Source organism: Mogibacterium sp. CM50, assembly GCF_000293155.1.
Classification (GTDB): Bacteria; Bacillota; Clostridia; order Peptostreptococcales; family Anaerovoracaceae; genus Mogibacterium; species Mogibacterium timidum.
The window spans coordinates 87,914-105,708 of record NZ_ALNL01000012.1; the positions used below are offsets into that span (position 1 = coordinate 87,914).

Genomic DNA, 17,795 nt, shown 5'->3' on the forward strand with positions numbered 1-17,795 from the left:
CATTACACCCCTTTTCTATCCTTCAAAAGGCTCTCAAAAATCGGTGTAAAATCAATATCCTTGATTGCACCATAACGATCTACAAAGTAGTTTTTCATATAATCTTCGTTTTTACGCACACCACTTTTCCCTGATGTTCCAAAGTCAGATAGAGAGTAGTGTATACTACAGTGAGTATCATCATCTCTTTCAACAAACTTTATTTCATCACGCCTAAACAGATTTGCATTCAGAAAAATAGGATTGTGTGTGTTGAACACCAATTGTGCATGTTTTTTATTTATCTCATCATTATGAAAAATATTTATTATGTTCATCAGTGCCATTGGATGTATAGAAGCATCAAACTCGTCCACCATCAATGTTCCACCGTTTAGCAATGCATTTACAACAAGAGGAAACATATTAACAAAGCGAATTGTTCCGTAAGATTCAAATAACTCTGCCGGTATTGCTGTATTCTTTTCTGTTGTTTCAAATATAGAAGCAAGCCTTGCTTTTTCACTTTCATCATCTATCACATATCCAAGTGCATTAGAATTGATACCAAATAGCTCTGCAGCTTCATTTATAGTTTTCTCTATATACACTGATTTCTTTTTAGGATCAGCAAACTTACGAATAAGTTGCATGGAATCAGCACGATAAATCACCATGAATTTATTATTTAGCCAATCCGATACGATATTTGCAATTTTTGAGCTAAACATATTTCTAAAGCCATTCATCAAGAACAGCTCTTCATTATTTAGATTATTTTTTGCGATTGCAATAACGCCTTCTGCATATTCTTCAAATTCATTTACAAGATAATCTCCAATTAAATCAAGTGAGCAAATTTCCAGTTCTTCTTCTCTGTTAAACAAAAGTTTCTCGTTGATTTTCAATGATTCTTTTACAACTTTTCTGTTATATTCCAACTCTAAAAATTTTCCAATGTCCATGGAAAAAGCATACTCAACAAGCATATCTTGTTCTATAAACTTTATTGAAAAAGACACAGGTTCAGGCTCTATACATGTATTATTCGGAATTAACTCAAGTGCAACAGATGCTGCATTGGGAGAATCTTTTTCATCATTACGAATATTGCCTCTGAGCACGATGTTTTTAAAGGCATCCATCGCACCAATAATATTAGTTTTCCCGGATGCATTTGCTCCATAGATAATTGCCGAACTTAATCCCTTGTATGTTCGATTACCTATTTTTTCATGTAAGATACTATAATCAAGTCCTTTTTGTTTAGGTGCCGGTATCATTGAGAATATTAATTCATCCTTAAAAGATTTATAATTAGTTGCTTTAAATTCTAACAGCATATCCTTTCCTCCATTCTGCAAGATTTATGCAAAATCTTATTTATAGTGTACCCATGTTTTAAAAAATAATCAATATGTTATTTTGTTTTGCATAATATTTGCAAAATCATTGTTACACATTCTTCCATAGTTTTGATATTTTAGTGATTTGCGATTATATTTGCAACCAACCTTCTACTCAACATTTAACACGAAGCTCATAAATTGCGTTTTACCATTTGCACAGAACAATGCTTTTCCCAATCGTTTTGTGCATTTTTCAATATAGATAATGTTTTATAAGGGTTAGTCACTCAATCAAAGCATGAATTTTTTCTACTTTTCTCGACCGAATAATTGTATCTTGCAGCATTTATTAGGTCGAAGGCTCTTTCGATCGTGTGATCGAAAGCTTGAGGAAGCATGTATCACAATATTTGTAGATCAATTGATACGCAGATGTTTTGAGCTTTCCGTTAGCACCAGACTAATCGATTTTCTTCAAAAGATACTCATAGCCATCTCTGTGGACATCAATATTATCTCGTTCCGCAAAAAGCCGCACACGAGCATTCCTATCTGTTATTTACGAACTCCCCTGCCTGATAGCTTACCAAGATCTGCAATTACCACGCTTAATCAGTTTAAATATTCTAAATATAACGGATAACCCCCGCATCTACCTGTACTTCTTACCCTCCTCAGTCAGTACATATCTCCTGGCTCTGCCCGATCCTTCCGGCTCCAAATATCCGCCACCCACGATCCTCGCGAGCAGCTTGCCAGACTGTGAAGGTGTCAGCTTGCACAACTCCGCCACGTCCTTGCGCGCAATTCCTCCAAATGCCCTCGCATACTGAAGTATCAGCTGCATGCTACGGGTATAATTCTTGCCCCGTGCCTTTGCCGGCCTGAGCCCATCTATCTCGAAGCTGCTGAGCCACGGCTTCTCCTCGTAGCGAATGACGATCTTGCCCGTCTTTACCGCACCACGCTTCGGATAGTATACGTTTCCAAGCACGCTTCGATCCACTTTGTATCCTCGACTGAGGTAATATTCAGCATCTCTGTCCTTGTCAGTAAAACCTACTGACATCTCCAACTTGGGAGGCGCACATCAGCTTGTAAATCTTATTACATCGATGACAATGTCCGAGAAACCCCTGTTCTCTATATATTCGATGGCGTTGTCGTTGAGTTCTATCATCTTGTCCTCTCTATAAAAATTCTTCCTTTTCAGAATGATCAAGCTGTGGTCTGCTGTCCTCTTACGTTATGTAACCTTTTGACTGGTCTATGCATTATATCCGGCTGCCTCACGGATTGCTTGAGACCAGCTTCGCTTGGATTGGATTGATTGGATTGGAGAAAGCTCCTGCACCTGCATTATACCGTAAAGGAGTCTCCGCTTCAGCGTCTTTCTATCAGCTGCACAACCGTGAAGCCTTATCCGAAGAAACGCTTGATCTCGATTTCGGCGTTCTCGACAGAATCGGAACCGTGAATCAGGTTCTCTCTTGTGCTGTGAGCGTAGTCGCCGCGGATTGTACCGGCAGCAGCTTCTTCAAACTTAGTAGCTCCCATGATGATTCGCATGCCCTGTACAGCATTCTCTCCCTCAACGATCATACCGAGAACCGGGCCCGATGTCATGAACTCTACAATCTCCGGGAAGAAAGGCTTGTCAGCCATATGTGAATAGTGTTCCTTGAGGATAGCTTCGTCGAGGTTCATCATCTTGGCATCTACAATCTTGTAGCCCTTTCTCTCGATTCTGGAGATAACCTCTCCCATGAGGCCTCTCTTCACGCAGTCCGGCTTGAGCATAACATATGTCTTTTCAATACCCATTTCTAATCTCCTCCTCATATAATCAAGTGTCAATTGTTGAAAATTCAGGTTTGTAAGTCTGCCTATCGCCTAAATATAATATATAAAGTGTAGTGGTCAGCACCAGTACTGATTGTGCAAAATTCTTATTTTGTTTGATGAAACAAAAAGGGCAGATTCTCAACGAGCAATGTACTGATTGTACAAAAATCTTATTTTATTATTTCAATGTACTTTTGACGGGGAGCAGTTCACGACATTAGGTTCGAAACTGCTTCTCTCATTGCTAAAGCTTTTGTAATTCAATACTTACCTATAACTTATACCATATTTCTTAAAGACTTTGTACTTTTTGATATATACGATACACGGTCACTCTAACAAATCATAACAGAATCGTCATAATCGAATGGTACTATAATGGTGCAAAAGAAATTAGTGCATAAAACATTTTCTTTTGATTGTTCTTTCTTAATTAAATAATTTCGTAGTAGAAGTGAACCGCTGTCGCCAAGCAGCGGTTCACTTTCGTTTTTGACATTTGTCCTATGACCCTATGGCTCAGATTGGACTATCAACAGGTTTGTCCTATGACGACCGTGCGCCGTGAAATATGGCGCAGCGGCGCAATTGACGACCAACACGTTTGTCCTCCTATAGCCCGTTATATCGGTATTGATGCCGATGCAACAGCTCTCTTTGTCCTATAACCCTCTTTCTCTTTAATCGTATCTGTCGATGCTGTCGCCGCTTTATCGCTTCTTATACCGGTATTGCCTCTACCCTACCTAACGAACACCATTATTCGTAACCCTAAATAGGATGGGGTAGCGAAAGCACTGAAGGAACTCCCTACCGGTCAATATTATTCGTAACAAGATCCGGAAATGATAATAGCAATACCCGGCAAAGAAAAACCTATCTACCGTCCGCCATTATTCGTAACCCCGCCGGCTATTGACAGCCATGTTCAAACAATGTAAAGTTCAGTTGGTTACACAAGGAGGCCTGACATGAACGATAACAACACCAGCATTTCCGGCTACATACTGAGCCCTCATTTCCTGCGTAGTGCTCTGACGGTTGTCATCGGCAACCTGATCTACGCCATCGGAGTCGCGCTCTTCATCCTTCCGTCCGGCCTGATCACCGGCGGAACGACGGGTATTGCGATTATAACGAACCATAATTTTGGCATATCCATCTCCATCTTTGTGGCAATTTTCAATGCCGTGATGTTCGTAGCGGGATTTGCACTGCTCGGCAAAGAGTTCGCGCTCACCACGCTCATCAGCACCTTTGCTTACCCGGCGTTGCTCGGCTTCCTGCAGAAGCTCATCGGCCCCTTCAAGCTCACCGACGACTTGTTCCTGTCGGCATTGTTCGGAGGCCTGTGCATCGGATTGTCGCTGGCTATGATTATCAGAATCGGCGCCAGCACGGGTGGTATGGATATCCCGCCGCTCGTATTAAATAAATATTTCAGAGTGCCGGTTTCCGTCAGCCTGTACGTGTTCGACTTCATCATACTTATAGGACAGATGATGTTCTCACCTACACGCACCAGTCTGTACGGAATCGTGCTCGTGCTCGTCTACACGATAACTCTTGATAGGCTGCTGGCGATAGGAGCTTCCAAAACCAAGCTCGAAATCGTCACCAAATCATCAGAGGAGATCAAGAAAGCCATACTGCAGGATATCGACCGCAGTGTCACCCTGCTGCATGGACAGACCGGTTATCTCGGCAGAGAGACAGATATAGTGCTGACTATCATATCTTCGAGGGAGCTGTACAAGGTTGAAAGGCTCGTGCATAAGCTTGACCCCGATGCTTTTATAATACTTAGCAAGGTTGGAAGCGTAAGCGGCAGAGGTTTCAGCAGAGAGAAGCGGTATATTGACAAAAAATAACGAAAACAGCCAAGGCTCACACTTCGGCTGTTTTACGTATTACATACAATATCCTTATTTACCTTTTACTGCCGACGAAAGAAGTGCCAACAGCGGAAGGCTTATTTAGACGCCTTAATCTCTCCGCTCTTGAAGATCAGTCTGCTCTCACCTGACATGCTGCTGTCCTTACCGCCGACAAACACCTCATGCTTGGAAGCTTCGACTGTTGCTTCCAGTCTGCCTGCAATCTTGTTAAGCTCCGCCTTCTTGAGCGTTCCGATGAATTTCCGTATGCCCTGTTGGTTGAATTTTGTCATACCGGCTGCTAACTGAGTAGCTCCGGCGTCCAGCTTGTTGGAGCCCTGATCCATCTGTGCGATTCCGTTGTTGAGCTGATCCAGACCTGACAGAAGCTTGCTGCTGCCTGCTGCCGCCGCATCTACACCGGCAGTGTACTGCTTAACACCGGCGATGAACATCTCCAGCGAATCCAACTGCTCCTTGAGTGCCTTGAGCTTGGCCGGTGCATCCTTGCCAACTGCTATTGCAGACAGCTTCTTGACATTGTCGCTTGCTCCCTGACCTGCAATCTGGTATTCCTTGGCTGCAGTAAGCAGATTAGTTGCATTAGCCTGCTGAGCCTGCAGTGTAGCCATGTTGGTGCTGCCACCGGTGAGTCCCATCTCGACGGCAGTAAGCATTACAGCCTGCTGTCCATCAGGATTTCCCAGCTGGGCGTCTGTATATCCGGCTGCCTTGAGAGCTGTAATTGCCGCGCTCCTATAATGGTTGATATATTCGGCTGCTGTCTTAGCCTGTTCTGCTGTTGCTGCCGCCTGCCGGATGTACTGTGTGATTTCTGCCTGAGTTGCCTCCGACTTGCCGTCTGCCATCATCTTATTGTAGGCAAGTGACAGGATGTTGTTCTGTGTTGCTGCATCAGATACTCCGGCAGAAGCCAGCGCACCTCTCAGCGTGTTCTCTGCTTTAGCCAGCGCTCCGTCTGAGATCCCTGCAATTACCTGCGCATATGTAGATGGCGAGAGCACTATAGTGTTATCACCCAGCTGATCCTGTATCTCTGTAGTGGCTGTTGCAAATATCTGTGTTTCAACCTGCTTAGCTCCGCTTCTGAGCGACTCGCTGTTAGCCGTGAGCTGCTGCAATCCGTTGTTGAGTGCCCTTGCTCCACTCAGAGCTTCGTCGCTGCCGGCCTTGAGTCTAGTTGTTCCGCTTGCCAGCTCATCTGCACCGGCCTTGAGCTCATTGCTGCCCTGCTCCAGTTTGTTGGCAGCATCCCCCATCTGTGTGAGAGCACTCTGAACCTTGGCCGCCTTGCCCTTTATACCGCTGAGGTTCCCGCCGAGATCGCCGGCGATTCCTGACATCGCAATCGTATAAGTGCCGTCAAGCTCGAACTTATCAGCATGAGCATTTACAACTACGCTATTTGGAATATCGAACTGCGAACGGTTGATACCGAGATTCTCGTTCATCCCCGGGAAGGCAACTCCCATTACCACAGTCTTGTTGCCGTCATCTATAGCCTTTCCGTTGGAAACGCTTACGTCGCTGAACTTTTCATTGTTCAGCACTAATCCGCTGGCTACGGTGTATGGATGCTTAATCAGATGTCCCTTTACATACTCCGACTGATTGACCGTGTAGTCAAATCTGATAGTTATATTCCCTGACTTTCCGGCAATCTTCTTGGCAGACATCTTTTCGCCGTTGAGGAAATACGTAATCTTGACATTCACCGGGAGTCCTGCGGTCGGCGTTCCCTTGTATTTGATAGGCTTGCCTTCTGCATCCCAGGAAACGTTGTTGCCGTTCTGCGTAAATTTCTCGTGGCCTGAGGTGTTCTCTATATCCTTGAGAGTCGAGTAGTCATTCAGCCTGTCAACCTTGCCATCATTTGTAAGCTGCTCAGTTACCACCGTTTCCTTGACATTGCCTTCTGCATCCATGGATGTGTATGTAGTCTCGACCTTATCCTTCTTGGACGCAGTACCTGCACGCGTCAGGCTTGGATACGATGACTCTACAGCCTGTTCCGTCTTGGTCTCTCCGATTAGATCTGCACCCTTGCTTTTGTTAGCTGCGTTTGCACTTAGCGGCGTCACAACGTACATGACTCCGACTGTCAGGCAGAGAGCCAGAGCTGAGGCCCTTCTCTTTATTTTCTTGCTGTTACCTAATCTATTCATTTCTATGCCTCCTAGATTGTATTGCTCTCGACATTAGTATTGCTCTTATGCTCATATATATCTCTGAGTCCGCCGGTTGTGCGGCATACCAGGCTGTCAAATGCCATCAGGAACGACGGCAGCACCAGTATTACGGTCAACATACTGATGATTGCACCCCTAGCCATCATCGTGCACAGAGTACTGATGATTCCGATATTGGAATAAATAGACACACCTATCGTCGCTGTAAAGAATCCAAGCGCACTGACTATAATCGACGGAATCGACGCTGCAGCCGCGGTGCTTACCGCATCCCTCTTGCCCAAGCCGGCAAGCCTTTCGGACTTGTAACGCGTCGACATCAATATCGCATAGTCAACTGTCGAGCCCAGCTGGATTGTGCTGATGCAGACCGGAACGATGAACGGCAGCTCAAGTCCTGTAAATCCGGAAATTCCCATGTTGACGTATATCGCAAACTCGATTGCCGCTACGAGTATGAACGGTAAAGATATCGATTTCAGCACCGCCAGAATAATCAGGAATACCAGCCCGATCGAAATCCAGTTTACGACCTTGAAGTCCTTATCCGTCAATCTAATCAAGTCCTTGGTTGCCGGAGCTTCTCCGATTACCGTGGAAGATTTGTCATACTTGTGAGCTATGGTCTTGACCGTATCTATCTGCTTGTTGCACTCCGTTGTAGATACCTTGTACTTGGAGTTTACAACTATCATCTGATGCTTCTTGGACATCAGACCGTTCCTTAGCTCGTCCGGCAGCATGTTCTTAGGAATCGATGTCCCCATCACTGAATCCAGTCCGAGCACACTCTGTACGCCGTCGACCTTCTTGATCTTGTCACTCATCTCCCTACCATCAAGAGCGGATAACTTGGCATCAGCGATTATTATATATGAGGTATTTATTCCAAAATCCTCACTTAACTTGTTGTTGGCTGTCAGAAACTGCGTCTTCTCGGCAGGCAGCTCGTTCTGGCCGCTTGAGAGCATCTTGGTGAAGTCGTATACGACATTTTGATGATTATATCCATAGATCGCCGGGATAATCAGTATGCAAAATATCGCTATATATATCCCGTACCTGCTCGTCAATCCGTGTGCGAACTTAGTCATGTCCGGAATTAGCGATTTGTGTCTTGTCCTCTTCAGAGTCTTGTTAAATCTGAGGAGCAGCACCGGCAGCACTGTCACGCTGGAGATTACTCCAAATACGACGCCCTTGGCCATTACTATTCCGAGATCCTTGCCCATCGTGTAAGTCATGAAGCACAGTGCGAGGAATCCGGCGATTGTTGTAGCCGAGCTCCCTGTTACGGATACGAGGGTCGCATCAATTGCCTCGCCCATAGCCTCGTGGTTGTCAAGTCCCGAGTCGAGCTTCTCCATGTAGCTGTGCCACAGGAATATTGAGTAGTCCATCGTGACCCCCAGCTGCAGGACAGCTGCGATAGCCTTGGTGATGTATGAGATCTCTCCGAGGAATATGTTGGTTCCCATATTGTAGAGAATCGCCATCCCTATGCTGATCATAAATATGACCGGTGCAGCGTATGAGTCCAGCAGAAGCATCATAGCGAGCAGCGACAGAATGACTGCAACTGCGACGTACTTAACCTCCTCGCCCTCACACAGTGTCTTGAGATCCTGTACGAGAGCCGACAACCCGGATACATAAGTGTCCTTGCTGCTGACCTTGCGCATTTCCTCAACTGCGGTGAGAGTCTTGTCATCAGATGTCGAGTTCTTGAAGAATACGACCATCAGACTCGCATCTTTATTTGAAAGATTCCTGGATACCTGATCCGGCAGCATCGACTTGGGAATGCTTGGATCCAACACATCCTCCAGGTTGAGCACCTGATCGACCCCGTCAATCCTGCTGTAGTCGGCCTTGAGCTTGGTGACATCGTCACTCTTCATGTGCTCGAGCACTACTATTGAGAATCCGCCCTTGCCGAATTCGTTCATCAATACGTTCTGCCCCTTCATCGTGTCCATCGTAGACGGAAGATAGGTGAGCATATCGTAGTTAATTCTCGTCGTCTTGTAACCGATAAATGATGGTATCAGTAGCAGCAGAGCTGCAATCAGAATGATGCGTCTGTGCTTAACGACTTTAGCTCCTAGTTTCATCGGTCTTTCCTCCTTGCTCCTTGAAACGATGATAGTATAGCGCACTACTGACCAATAGTCAATTATTATTTTTTTTAAATTCTTTTACCCGCTTAAGCTTTTATAAATCGTTGATTTTCTACCGCTCTCTATATACTTTTTACCGCTTTCTATAACTGCATATCATATTGACCCTAAGTCACAGTTGGGTATATCATTGATCTGGCGGATGCCGCATGGTATATGTAAATGATTATCTTCAACACAAGGAGAGTCACAAATGGGCAAGATATTATTAAAAAAAAAAAAAAAGCGCACCGACATCCTTAACTCGGCGTACGAGCTGTTTACGACAGTTGGATTTGCAAGAACGACGATTCTCAATATCGCCCTCAAAGCCGGAGTTGGTAAAGGTACGTTCTATCTATATTTTGATAGCAAGGAAGATGTCAGGGACACGCTCATAGCCCGGAAATCCTCAGAGCTGCTGCTCGACGCAGTTGCTTCGCTGGAGGATTACACGTCTAAGAGCAGCCTCGGACTCAGTCTGGCCGACAAGGTCATCTACGCAACCGATTACCTGATCACCAAGCTCTCGAAGGATATTGCACTGCTGCAGTTTATTTCCAAGCATTTGAGCTGGGGACTGCTGACCGGTTCGACTATGGTCAAGCATGACGAGGACGAAGTCGTAGACTTCAAATCCTTCTTCATGGACATCATCGATAGAGAGCAGCTTCCTATCGAGAACCCCGAGCTTCTGATATTCACTGTAGTCGAGCTCATCAATTCGACATGTCACAACGTCATCCTGATGGGTGAACCGGTGACATATAGCGACTACAAACCCTATCTGTTTAGGACAATCAGGCTGATAGTAGACGATGCGATAGAGGGAAAAACAAGAAAATATTATAAAAGATAAAGGCGGAACTGATTCGGTTACGCCGGGAAAATAGCAAAAAACACGAAAAGGACGCTTGCGCATCCCTTTCGTGTAGTGTGTGTGTATTCAATAAAAGAAGGAAAGTTTGTATTAGAATAACAAACCTCATTGAACAATTAGGATTATAGCAGGAGTTTCACGGATTTGTGTGAAGAATATGTGAAAAGTTAACTATAATTCAAGATGTTTTGCCACGCTTTTGGGGCAGCCCGTTTTTCAACTCTGCATATATGTATTATGTATCAGCAGCTGCAAGCTACAGCCGCTCTCTGTTGAGGGGCTGTCCTCTGCTAATTGCCGGCATCTAATATCTGTCCCGCCAGTTCTGCTGCCGCTCCTGCCAGCTCCCCGGCTTCTGCCCCCCAGCTTGCTGCCAGTTCACGGTCAGCGATATACGGGATGTTGGCTGCCACGTTGTAGCTTGCGGCCTGCACTCCGGCATTGAGATTCAGGGCTGCCACATACAGATCGCTGACCAAATTCGCATTTGATTTGCCAATCATATCGGCTGCAAGCCTGAGCGCGCAGACGCCCGCTCTCATGAGCTTGAGCGGGGCGTCGGCTGCGCCGACGGAGGCGATGGCAATCGCCTCCCTGCGCGCCGCCTTCTCCGAATCGGTCTGCTTAGCCCTGCTGTAAGCCTTCGATACCTGCTCGAAGGCTTCCTTATCCTCGTCGACACCCTTCATTAATTGCTCAAGATATGTCCTTGCCTCATCTCTAGCCCCGATATTCAGCTCCTCGTATTCTGCATATTTCTTCTTACCAATTGTGAGGTTCGCCACCATCACAATCAGGGCCGCCCCCTGAGCCGCCGTCAGAGCAGCTACAGCCCCGCCGCCCGGAGCCGGCGCTTCGGAGCTAAGCACCTCTATATATTCGCTAATTTCGGTATTTACAAGCTTCTCTGCCATTATCTCCTCCATATTCATTATCATAGTCTAAATGTTATCAGCATTAAATACATACACATTATAATGTTTCAAACTCGGTTTCGCATCTCCCGCTGTCATTCCCATATGTAAAAAGCTCTCCGCATAGCGAAGAGCCATATAACCGTATAAAAATATTATTCGATTTCAGAATCGAAAGGCATTAGAGCTACTACACGAGCTCTCTTGATAGCAGATGTAACTGCCCTCTGGTGCATTGCGCATGTACCGGTTACTCTTCTGGGAAGAATCTTACCTCTCTCTGTAGTGTACTTCTTAAGAGTCTCCACATCCTTGTAATCGATTTTCTTATCCTTATCCGCGCAGAACTGGCATACCTTTCTTCTTCTCATGCCGCCGCGCCTCTTGCTGTTCTCCATTCGACTTGTACTCCTTTCTCAAGATGTTTAGAACGGGATGTCCTCTTCAGTTGCCTCAAATGAATCAGGCATCGAAGGCTCCATTGGTGAGCTGAAGCTATCATTGTGACTGCTTGGCTCACTCTCAGCTCTGCGACTGTATCCGGAATTATTGCCGCCACCGCTGTTACCACCGCCGAGGAACTCGACGTTGTTAGCGATTACGTCTGTCGTGTATACAGTCTGTCCTTCTCTGTTCTTGTAGCTTCCCGTCTGAATTCTACCGTTGACTGCGACCTGACGACCCTTGCTAAGATATCTGTCACAGTTCTCAGCCTGCTTGCCGAAAACAGTGATTCTGATGAAATCAGCCTGTCTCTCACGTCCCTGCGAACCCGGTCTGTCAACTGCAATGCTGAAATGCGTAACAGCTGTCTGGTTGTTAGGTGTGTAAGTCAGCTCCGGATCTCTGGTCAATCTTCCGATCAATATAACGCTGTTCATAGCTTACCTCCTGACTTATTTCTCGTCTTGGCAAACAATGATATGTCTCATAACATTGTCGGAAATTCTGAGTCTTCTGTCGAGTTCCTTAGGCAGCTCTGTGCCGGACTTGAAAGGAAGAACTACGTAGAATCCCTCTTTCTTCTTCTCAATCTGATAAGCAAGCTTTCTGTTGCCCCATACATCAGCTTCGCCAGTCTCACCATCTTCGTTGATGATGCTCTTAACGGTCTCGATCATGGAGTTCTTAGCCTCCTCATCCAGAGTTGGGTCAAGAATGAACATTACTTCATAATCTCTCATGTTTTCACCTCCTATGGCCTACGGCACCTTGCGGTGCAGGATATGGCTTGCGAATTCAAGCCATGCTGCTCTATTATACTTATTTTTCGCCAAAATTCAAGTGCTGCGCACCATTTGACTGTCCCTCCGGTAAAGCAAAACTCGTCACACCGCACTGCTCCGACCTCAGAACACAATATATAGTACCTGCTATTCGACCGTGTCGCAAGCATATACTTAACTAGCAGCCTGCCACTTAACCTCATATATGTGCCCCTTAATAACCTTACCGTAAGCATATACTTAACTCGCAGCTAGCGACCTACGGCTGCCAATCTGCCTATCTGGGTTGCGATATAGCCCGCACTGTAGCCGTTATCAATGTTTACGACTGCGATTCCGTTAGCACACGAGTTGATCATCGTGATAAGTGCGGATAACCCATGAAAATTTGCCCCATAGCCTACAGATGTAGGCACTGCTATTACAGGGTTCCTGACAAGACCGCCCAGCACTGTCGGCAGGGCGCCTTCCATGCCTGCGACGGCGATTACCGCGTCTGCAGTGCGGATTTCCTCCACCTTGGACAGCAGCCTATGAATTCCGCTTACCCCGATATCGTAAAACCTCAGTACATCAGCACCAAAGTATTCTGCAGTCTGAGCGGCCTCCTCAGCGACTGCGATATCGGCAGTGCCTGCGCTGCAGACAGCAACGATACCTCCGGTGCCGGTTCTCTTGTAGCCGCCGGCAGGCTCCACCTTGAGAATCCGCGAGACAGGATCATACGTCGCCTCCGGAATAGACTCCATAATCAGCGCCGCCTGCTCCGGATTCGCCCGAGTACCGAGGGCACAGCCGTCGTTAGCGACCATTCTCCGGTAAATCGACACCAGGTAATCATCTGCCTTACCGGCGCAGAAGATTACCTCCGGAAAGCCGGATCGCTTCTCACGCTGAGTATCCAGCTTGGCAAAGCCCATCTCATCGTAATCATTGTGTTTAATCAGCTTTTCGGCTTCAGATAAGTCCAGTTCGCCGGCCTTATAGCTGTCTAGTATTTCTGTGATATTCATCTCGTTTACCTGTTTTCTATAATAAATATTTGCTTGAAGTCAATCAGCAGAGAGCTTTAAGCTGCTCCCTACCGGACAGATTCATTTGCTCCCCGGATGACTGATTTACTTCAATACCTCATTCATGCTGCCTACCCTGTAGCCAAGCATATCCATCGTAACATATACAAATCCGATGCCTTTGAACTTGGCGGAAATCTCTGAGCCGAGAGACAGCAGTCTCTCCAACTCTGCCGGTGCGACCTCTATACGCGCGAGATTGTCGCCGTGCATGCGGACGCGCACCTGTATGAATCCATATCTGTCCAGAACGCGCTCCGCCTGCTCCACCATAGCCAGTTTCTCGCGCGTAATTGTCTCGCCGTATGCAAATCTCGAGGCGAGACAAGCGGCGGACGGCTTATTCCATGTAGGGAGGCCGTGCGCCTGCGAGAGGTCGCGGATCTCCTGCTTAGTGAGTCCGGTCTCCATGAGCGGGCTCTTGACATCCAGCTCTCGGAGAGCTCTGAGCCCGGGCCGATAATCTCCCTTGTCATCTGCATTTGAACCATCTGCAACGTAGGCTATGCCCAGCTCCCCGGCCTTAGCCTTGAGCTGCGTAAAAATCCCCGTCTTGCAGATGTAGCAGCGATCTGCCGGATTCTCTCTGAAGCCCTCAAGCTCGAGCTCATTGGTCTTCACAACAATCTGGCGGATTCCCCGCCCTCTGCAGAATTCTACAGCTTCATCGGTATCCTTCCTTGGGAACGATCCGGACTGCGCTGTAATTGCAATCATCCTGTCACCCAACACATCGTGCGCCACCTTGGCCAGATATGTCGAATCGACACCGCCGGAGAAGGCAACTGCAAGGCTGCCAAGGCCTGCGATGTATCTCTTCAGATTATTTTCCTTCCTGATCTCTATTTCCGTAAGTCCCATTTCCTCTACTCTCTTTCTCCGGCCTTCTCAAGATTTTCAATATCTTAAACGGCCTCCATATCTATAATCCTGTCGCATACATGCTCCACCATAGGGATATCATGCGAGATCAGTATCATTGTCAACCGTCTCTCATCGTGAAGCTCCCTCAACAGATGAACTATCTCCGCCTGCGTCGGTACATCCAGCGACGACAGCGGTTCATCCGCAATTATGAACTCCGGACCTGTGATCAAAGCTCTTGCAATGGCTGCCCTCTGGCGCTGTCCACCCGATACATCGTATGGATGCCTCTTCATGAGCCCGATATCCAGATGCACCTGAGTCATCACCTCCGAGACTCTCTCAAGTCTTTCCGCCCTGTTCCCAATACGGGCAATTACCAGCGGTTCAGAGATGATCTGCTCGAGGGTCATGCGCGGATTAAACGCCGATGCAGAGTCCTGAAATATCATCTGAGCATTTATCGAATCCCTTCTGTCTGTGCCGTCGCTTCCAAATCCCACCTCGCCACCTGTCGGTCTCACGAGTCCCATAATTATCCTCGCAAGAGTGGATTTACCGCAGCCCGACTTGCCGACAAGCCCGAGTATCTCCCCTCTCATTACTTCCATAGAGAACCTGTCCAGCACCTTCCTGACTCCGTGGGTTCCGGTCTTGTACGTCATATCGACGTCCCTTACCTGCACGATTGTATCTGCCTGCTCCGCTTGCTCCCTCCTGCTACCACTGTCCTCGCTATATTCGTGATAGTAACTGTCCTTCTTCCCATACGCTTCTGCGAATTGACTGGCGGTTTGCGCTCGATGTCCGTGATAGTGGCTGTCCTTATTGCCGTACCTCGAATAGCGTACTAGAGCCTGCGTATATTCCTGCTGCGGATTCTCAAATATCTGTTCCGTGTCTCCCGACTCGATGACCTTGCCGTCCTTCATTACGAAGATCCGCGAAGCAAGTCCGCGTGCAAGTCCCAAGTCGTGAGTAACAAACAGTATACCTTTGCCTCTATCTGCGGCAATCCTCTTAAGCAGTGAGATTATCTGGCTCTGCGTATCAGGATCCAGCGCAGTTGTCGGTTCGTCTGCAATTATCAGTTGAGGATCGCAGGCCAAAGCTACTGCAATTGCTACCCTCTGGCGCTGTCCCCCTGACAGTTGGTGCGGATAGCAATTGAGATACGCTTCTGCATCGTCCATATCCATATCGCGGAGCATCTCCGCTGCCCGCCGTTCATAAGCAGCTATATCTTTATCTCTGCGGATACCGGAGAGCTTGATTCCGTCGTGTATCTGCATAGGAGCGATAATTTGCTCGCCTATGGTTCTGACAGGGTCGAGCGAATTTAGCGGGTCCTGGAATACCATCGAAGCCAGTTCTCCCCTCACGTGCTCGAGCTCCCGCTCCGACATCTCCAGCACATTGTGTCCGCACAGCTCGATGCGGCCGGACAGGTAACGCGCATTGTGCGCATGCAGCATGAGAATCGAGAAGCAGAGCGCAGTCTTGCCGGAGCCCGACTCGCCGACAATAGCCACAATCTCACCGGAGTTGACCGCCAGAGAGACGTCCTGCACAGCGTGAACAGCTCCATGCTCCCCGTCGAAGCACATTTTGAACTCCTCAATATTAAGCAGCTTTCTGTTACTTCTATTTCCTGTCATCTGCCGCTATTTCTCCAATTTCCAATCTGCGACGTTCCGGAAGATGCCGACGCCGTGGTGTCCGAGCATTGTCTCCCTGGTGATTCCGCTGATATTTTTCTTCACTGCGTAATCCGCATCGATGTATGCGATGAACGAGTATGGCATCTTCTGCGTCATATGTGTGAGGAACTGAGAGTAATACTTCTGTCTCTCGGCATCGCTGGTCGTAGCTCTTGCACTCGCCAGGTCTTTATCAACTGCAGGGTTTGCGTATCCTGTATAGTTGTCGCCCGCCTCTGAGGTGAAGATCTTGTAGGTGTGATCGTCTGCGTCAAACGGGCTTCCCCATCCGATGATACAAGCGTCCTGACCCTTCCAATCCAGTTCCTTCTTGGATTCTGCTGTAGCGTCTACGCCACGTGCCTTGAGCTGCTCTGCACAAAGCTTCGCCATATCCACGCGTACCTTGTCGTCAGCCATTGCGTTGATGGTGAATTTCAGCTTAGTGCCGTTCTTCTCGTAAATTCCATCCTTGTTCTTGGACCAGCCTGCCTGCTGCAGGAGCTGCTCCATCTTGTCCGGATTATACTCAAACTTCTCAATAGCGGAATTGTTAAACCTATTCTTCTGAATTGGAGAATAGGCCGGTTGACCCTCTCCGAGAAGTGCACTCTTGATGATTGCATCTCTGTCGATTCCATAGCTGAGAATATTCGCAAGCTCCGGATGAGCCTTGAACAGCTTGCTGCCTGAGAAGTTGTATGCGATTGCACGGTAATCCGCTGTATTCATACGATAGATATTGAAATCCTTGCTGTCCTTTGCCAGAGCCTTAGCCTGCTTAGGTGCAATCTGTGCCATATCGAGATCACCGGATTTGAGCTGCAGCAGTCTGGCATCGCTGTCCTCAACAATCTTGAATACAATCTTCTTGATGTGCGGCTTTCCTGCATAGTAGCCGTCGAACTTCTCGAGAGTTATGCTCTGCCCCTCATCCCACTTGGTCAGCTTGTAAGGCCCCGCTCCAACCGGCTTACGGTTGAACTTGTCCGTTGTGAGCTCCTTGCCCTTGAGCAGGTGCTTAGGCAGAATTCCGATAGTCATGTAGTCTGCAAACGCTACGTTTTCCTTGCCCAACTGAATCCTGACAGTCCTCTTGTCCGGACACTCGATCTTGGTTATATCCTGATAGTTTGAAACGATTTCCGAATTGTTCTTTTTATCCAAAATTGCCTCTAGCGTGAACTTGACATCTGCCGAGGTAAGCGGCTTACCGTCGTGGAACTTTAGCCCGTCCCTAAGATGGAATGTCCAGGTGTGTGATGGTGCATCGTATTCCCACTTCTCTGCGAGCGCAGGAGCCAGCTTGTTATCCTTATCGTGCGTCGTAAGTCCTGCGAATATAAGTGAATTGATCTCGCCGTGCTCATACAGAGCCGGGTTGATAGCCGTGTAGTTCCGGCTACCGTATACCAGGGTGTTTTCGTCCTTCTCCGCCTTGGAGCCACAAGCCGAAAGCGAGAATGTCATGATAATCGCAGCAGCTATCACTGCCGCCTTTCTTAAATAATTTCTCATAAGTATAGTGCCTTTCTAATAAGTCCGAATGTGTCTGTTAATAAATATAAATATCGTCGTTCGCATATCGTGTATGCTACGCATGCAGCTTGCTATATGTGTTGCATGCGCTCAAAGCCGAGACAAAGGGCTACGCGTCGCGTTGCGAATGCAGCTTGCTATATGCGTTGCTGTCTATTGTATTCTGTCGTACCTCGATCA

General features: G+C 47.3%; 15 protein-coding genes. 2 read left to right on the forward strand and 13 right to left on the reverse strand.

The annotated features are described in order from the left end of the window. Positions 1-2: 2 nt before the first annotated feature. The 3 genes from HMPREF1152_RS01655 to ndk form a co-directional block, all read right to left on the reverse strand. Positions 3-1,322: an AAA family ATPase gene (locus HMPREF1152_RS01655; protein ID WP_009643375.1), complete on the reverse strand. Its 1,320-nt coding sequence runs from the start codon at positions 1,320-1,322 to the stop codon at positions 3-5. Between the two features lie 658 nt (positions 1,323-1,980). Beyond that, positions 1,981-2,397, reverse strand: coding sequence for a hypothetical protein (locus tag HMPREF1152_RS09680; RefSeq protein ID WP_050992592.1), 417 nt, complete (start codon positions 2,395-2,397; stop codon positions 1,981-1,983). Between the two features lie 350 nt (positions 2,398-2,747). Next, positions 2,748-3,152 carry a nucleoside-diphosphate kinase gene (gene ndk / locus HMPREF1152_RS01665; RefSeq protein WP_009643419.1) on the reverse strand — a complete coding sequence of 135 codons (405 nt, stop codon included), beginning with the start codon at positions 3,150-3,152 and terminating at the stop codon, positions 2,748-2,750. A 992-nt stretch (positions 3,153-4,144) separates the two neighbouring features. On the opposite strand from ndk, the gene HMPREF1152_RS01670 reads away from it, so the two are divergent. After that, positions 4,145-5,044, forward strand: a complete 900-nt coding sequence (locus HMPREF1152_RS01670) for a YitT family protein (protein WP_009643517.1) — start codon at positions 4,145-4,147, stop codon at positions 5,042-5,044. Between the two features lie 101 nt (positions 5,045-5,145). On the opposite strand, the gene HMPREF1152_RS01675 is transcribed toward HMPREF1152_RS01670, so the two are convergent. Both HMPREF1152_RS01675 and HMPREF1152_RS01680 read right to left on the reverse strand, forming a co-directional pair. Then, complete coding sequence (locus tag HMPREF1152_RS01675; protein WP_009643484.1) at positions 5,146-7,236, reverse strand: hypothetical protein; 2,091 nt, start codon at positions 7,234-7,236, stop codon at positions 5,146-5,148. A gap of 11 nt (positions 7,237-7,247) precedes the next feature. Then, positions 7,248-9,374 carry an efflux RND transporter permease subunit gene (locus tag HMPREF1152_RS01680; protein WP_009643369.1) on the reverse strand — a complete coding sequence of 709 codons (2,127 nt, stop codon included), beginning with the start codon at positions 9,372-9,374 and terminating at the stop codon, positions 7,248-7,250. A gap of 259 nt (positions 9,375-9,633) precedes the next feature. On the opposite strand from HMPREF1152_RS01680, the gene HMPREF1152_RS01685 reads away from it, so the two are divergent. Continuing rightward, positions 9,634-10,278: a TetR/AcrR family transcriptional regulator gene (locus HMPREF1152_RS01685; protein WP_009643420.1), complete on the forward strand. Its 645-nt coding sequence runs from the start codon at positions 9,634-9,636 to the stop codon at positions 10,276-10,278. A gap of 311 nt (positions 10,279-10,589) precedes the next feature. On the opposite strand, the gene HMPREF1152_RS01690 is transcribed toward HMPREF1152_RS01685, so the two are convergent. The 8 genes from HMPREF1152_RS01690 to HMPREF1152_RS01725 form a co-directional block, all read right to left on the reverse strand. Next, on the reverse strand, positions 10,590-11,213 hold the full coding sequence (locus HMPREF1152_RS01690; RefSeq protein ID WP_050992594.1) for a cyclodeaminase/cyclohydrolase family protein: 624 nt from the start codon (positions 11,211-11,213) through the stop codon (positions 10,590-10,592). Positions 11,214-11,368: 155 nt separating this feature from the next. Beyond that, positions 11,369-11,611 carry a 30S ribosomal protein S18 gene (rpsR, locus tag HMPREF1152_RS01695; RefSeq protein WP_009643353.1) on the reverse strand — a complete coding sequence of 81 codons (243 nt, stop codon included), beginning with the start codon at positions 11,609-11,611 and terminating at the stop codon, positions 11,369-11,371. Between the two features lie 27 nt (positions 11,612-11,638). After that, the gene (locus tag HMPREF1152_RS01700) at positions 11,639-12,094 is read right to left on the reverse strand and encodes a single-stranded DNA-binding protein (protein WP_009643457.1); all 456 of its coding nucleotides are present in this window, start codon (positions 12,092-12,094) and stop codon (positions 11,639-11,641) included. Positions 12,095-12,109: 15 nt separating this feature from the next. Beyond that, on the reverse strand, positions 12,110-12,397 hold the full coding sequence (gene rpsF, locus HMPREF1152_RS01705) for a 30S ribosomal protein S6 (protein WP_009643377.1): 288 nt from the start codon (positions 12,395-12,397) through the stop codon (positions 12,110-12,112). A 293-nt stretch (positions 12,398-12,690) separates the two neighbouring features. After that, on the reverse strand, positions 12,691-13,452 hold the full coding sequence (larB, locus tag HMPREF1152_RS01710; protein WP_009643470.1) for a nickel pincer cofactor biosynthesis protein LarB: 762 nt from the start codon (positions 13,450-13,452) through the stop codon (positions 12,691-12,693). 105 nt (positions 13,453-13,557) lie between these two features. Next, positions 13,558-14,373 (reverse strand): ATP-dependent sacrificial sulfur transferase LarE, encoded by an 816-nt coding sequence (gene larE / locus HMPREF1152_RS01715; RefSeq protein WP_009643388.1) that lies wholly within the window; start codon positions 14,371-14,373, stop codon positions 13,558-13,560. Between the two features lie 44 nt (positions 14,374-14,417). Beyond that, positions 14,418-16,034, reverse strand: coding sequence for an ATP-binding cassette domain-containing protein (locus tag HMPREF1152_RS01720; protein WP_009643392.1), 1,617 nt, complete (start codon positions 16,032-16,034; stop codon positions 14,418-14,420). A gap of 6 nt (positions 16,035-16,040) precedes the next feature. Beyond that, positions 16,041-17,594 carry an ABC transporter substrate-binding protein gene (locus HMPREF1152_RS01725; protein ID WP_009643468.1) on the reverse strand — a complete coding sequence of 518 codons (1,554 nt, stop codon included), beginning with the start codon at positions 17,592-17,594 and terminating at the stop codon, positions 16,041-16,043. Positions 17,595-17,795 lie beyond the last annotated feature (201 nt).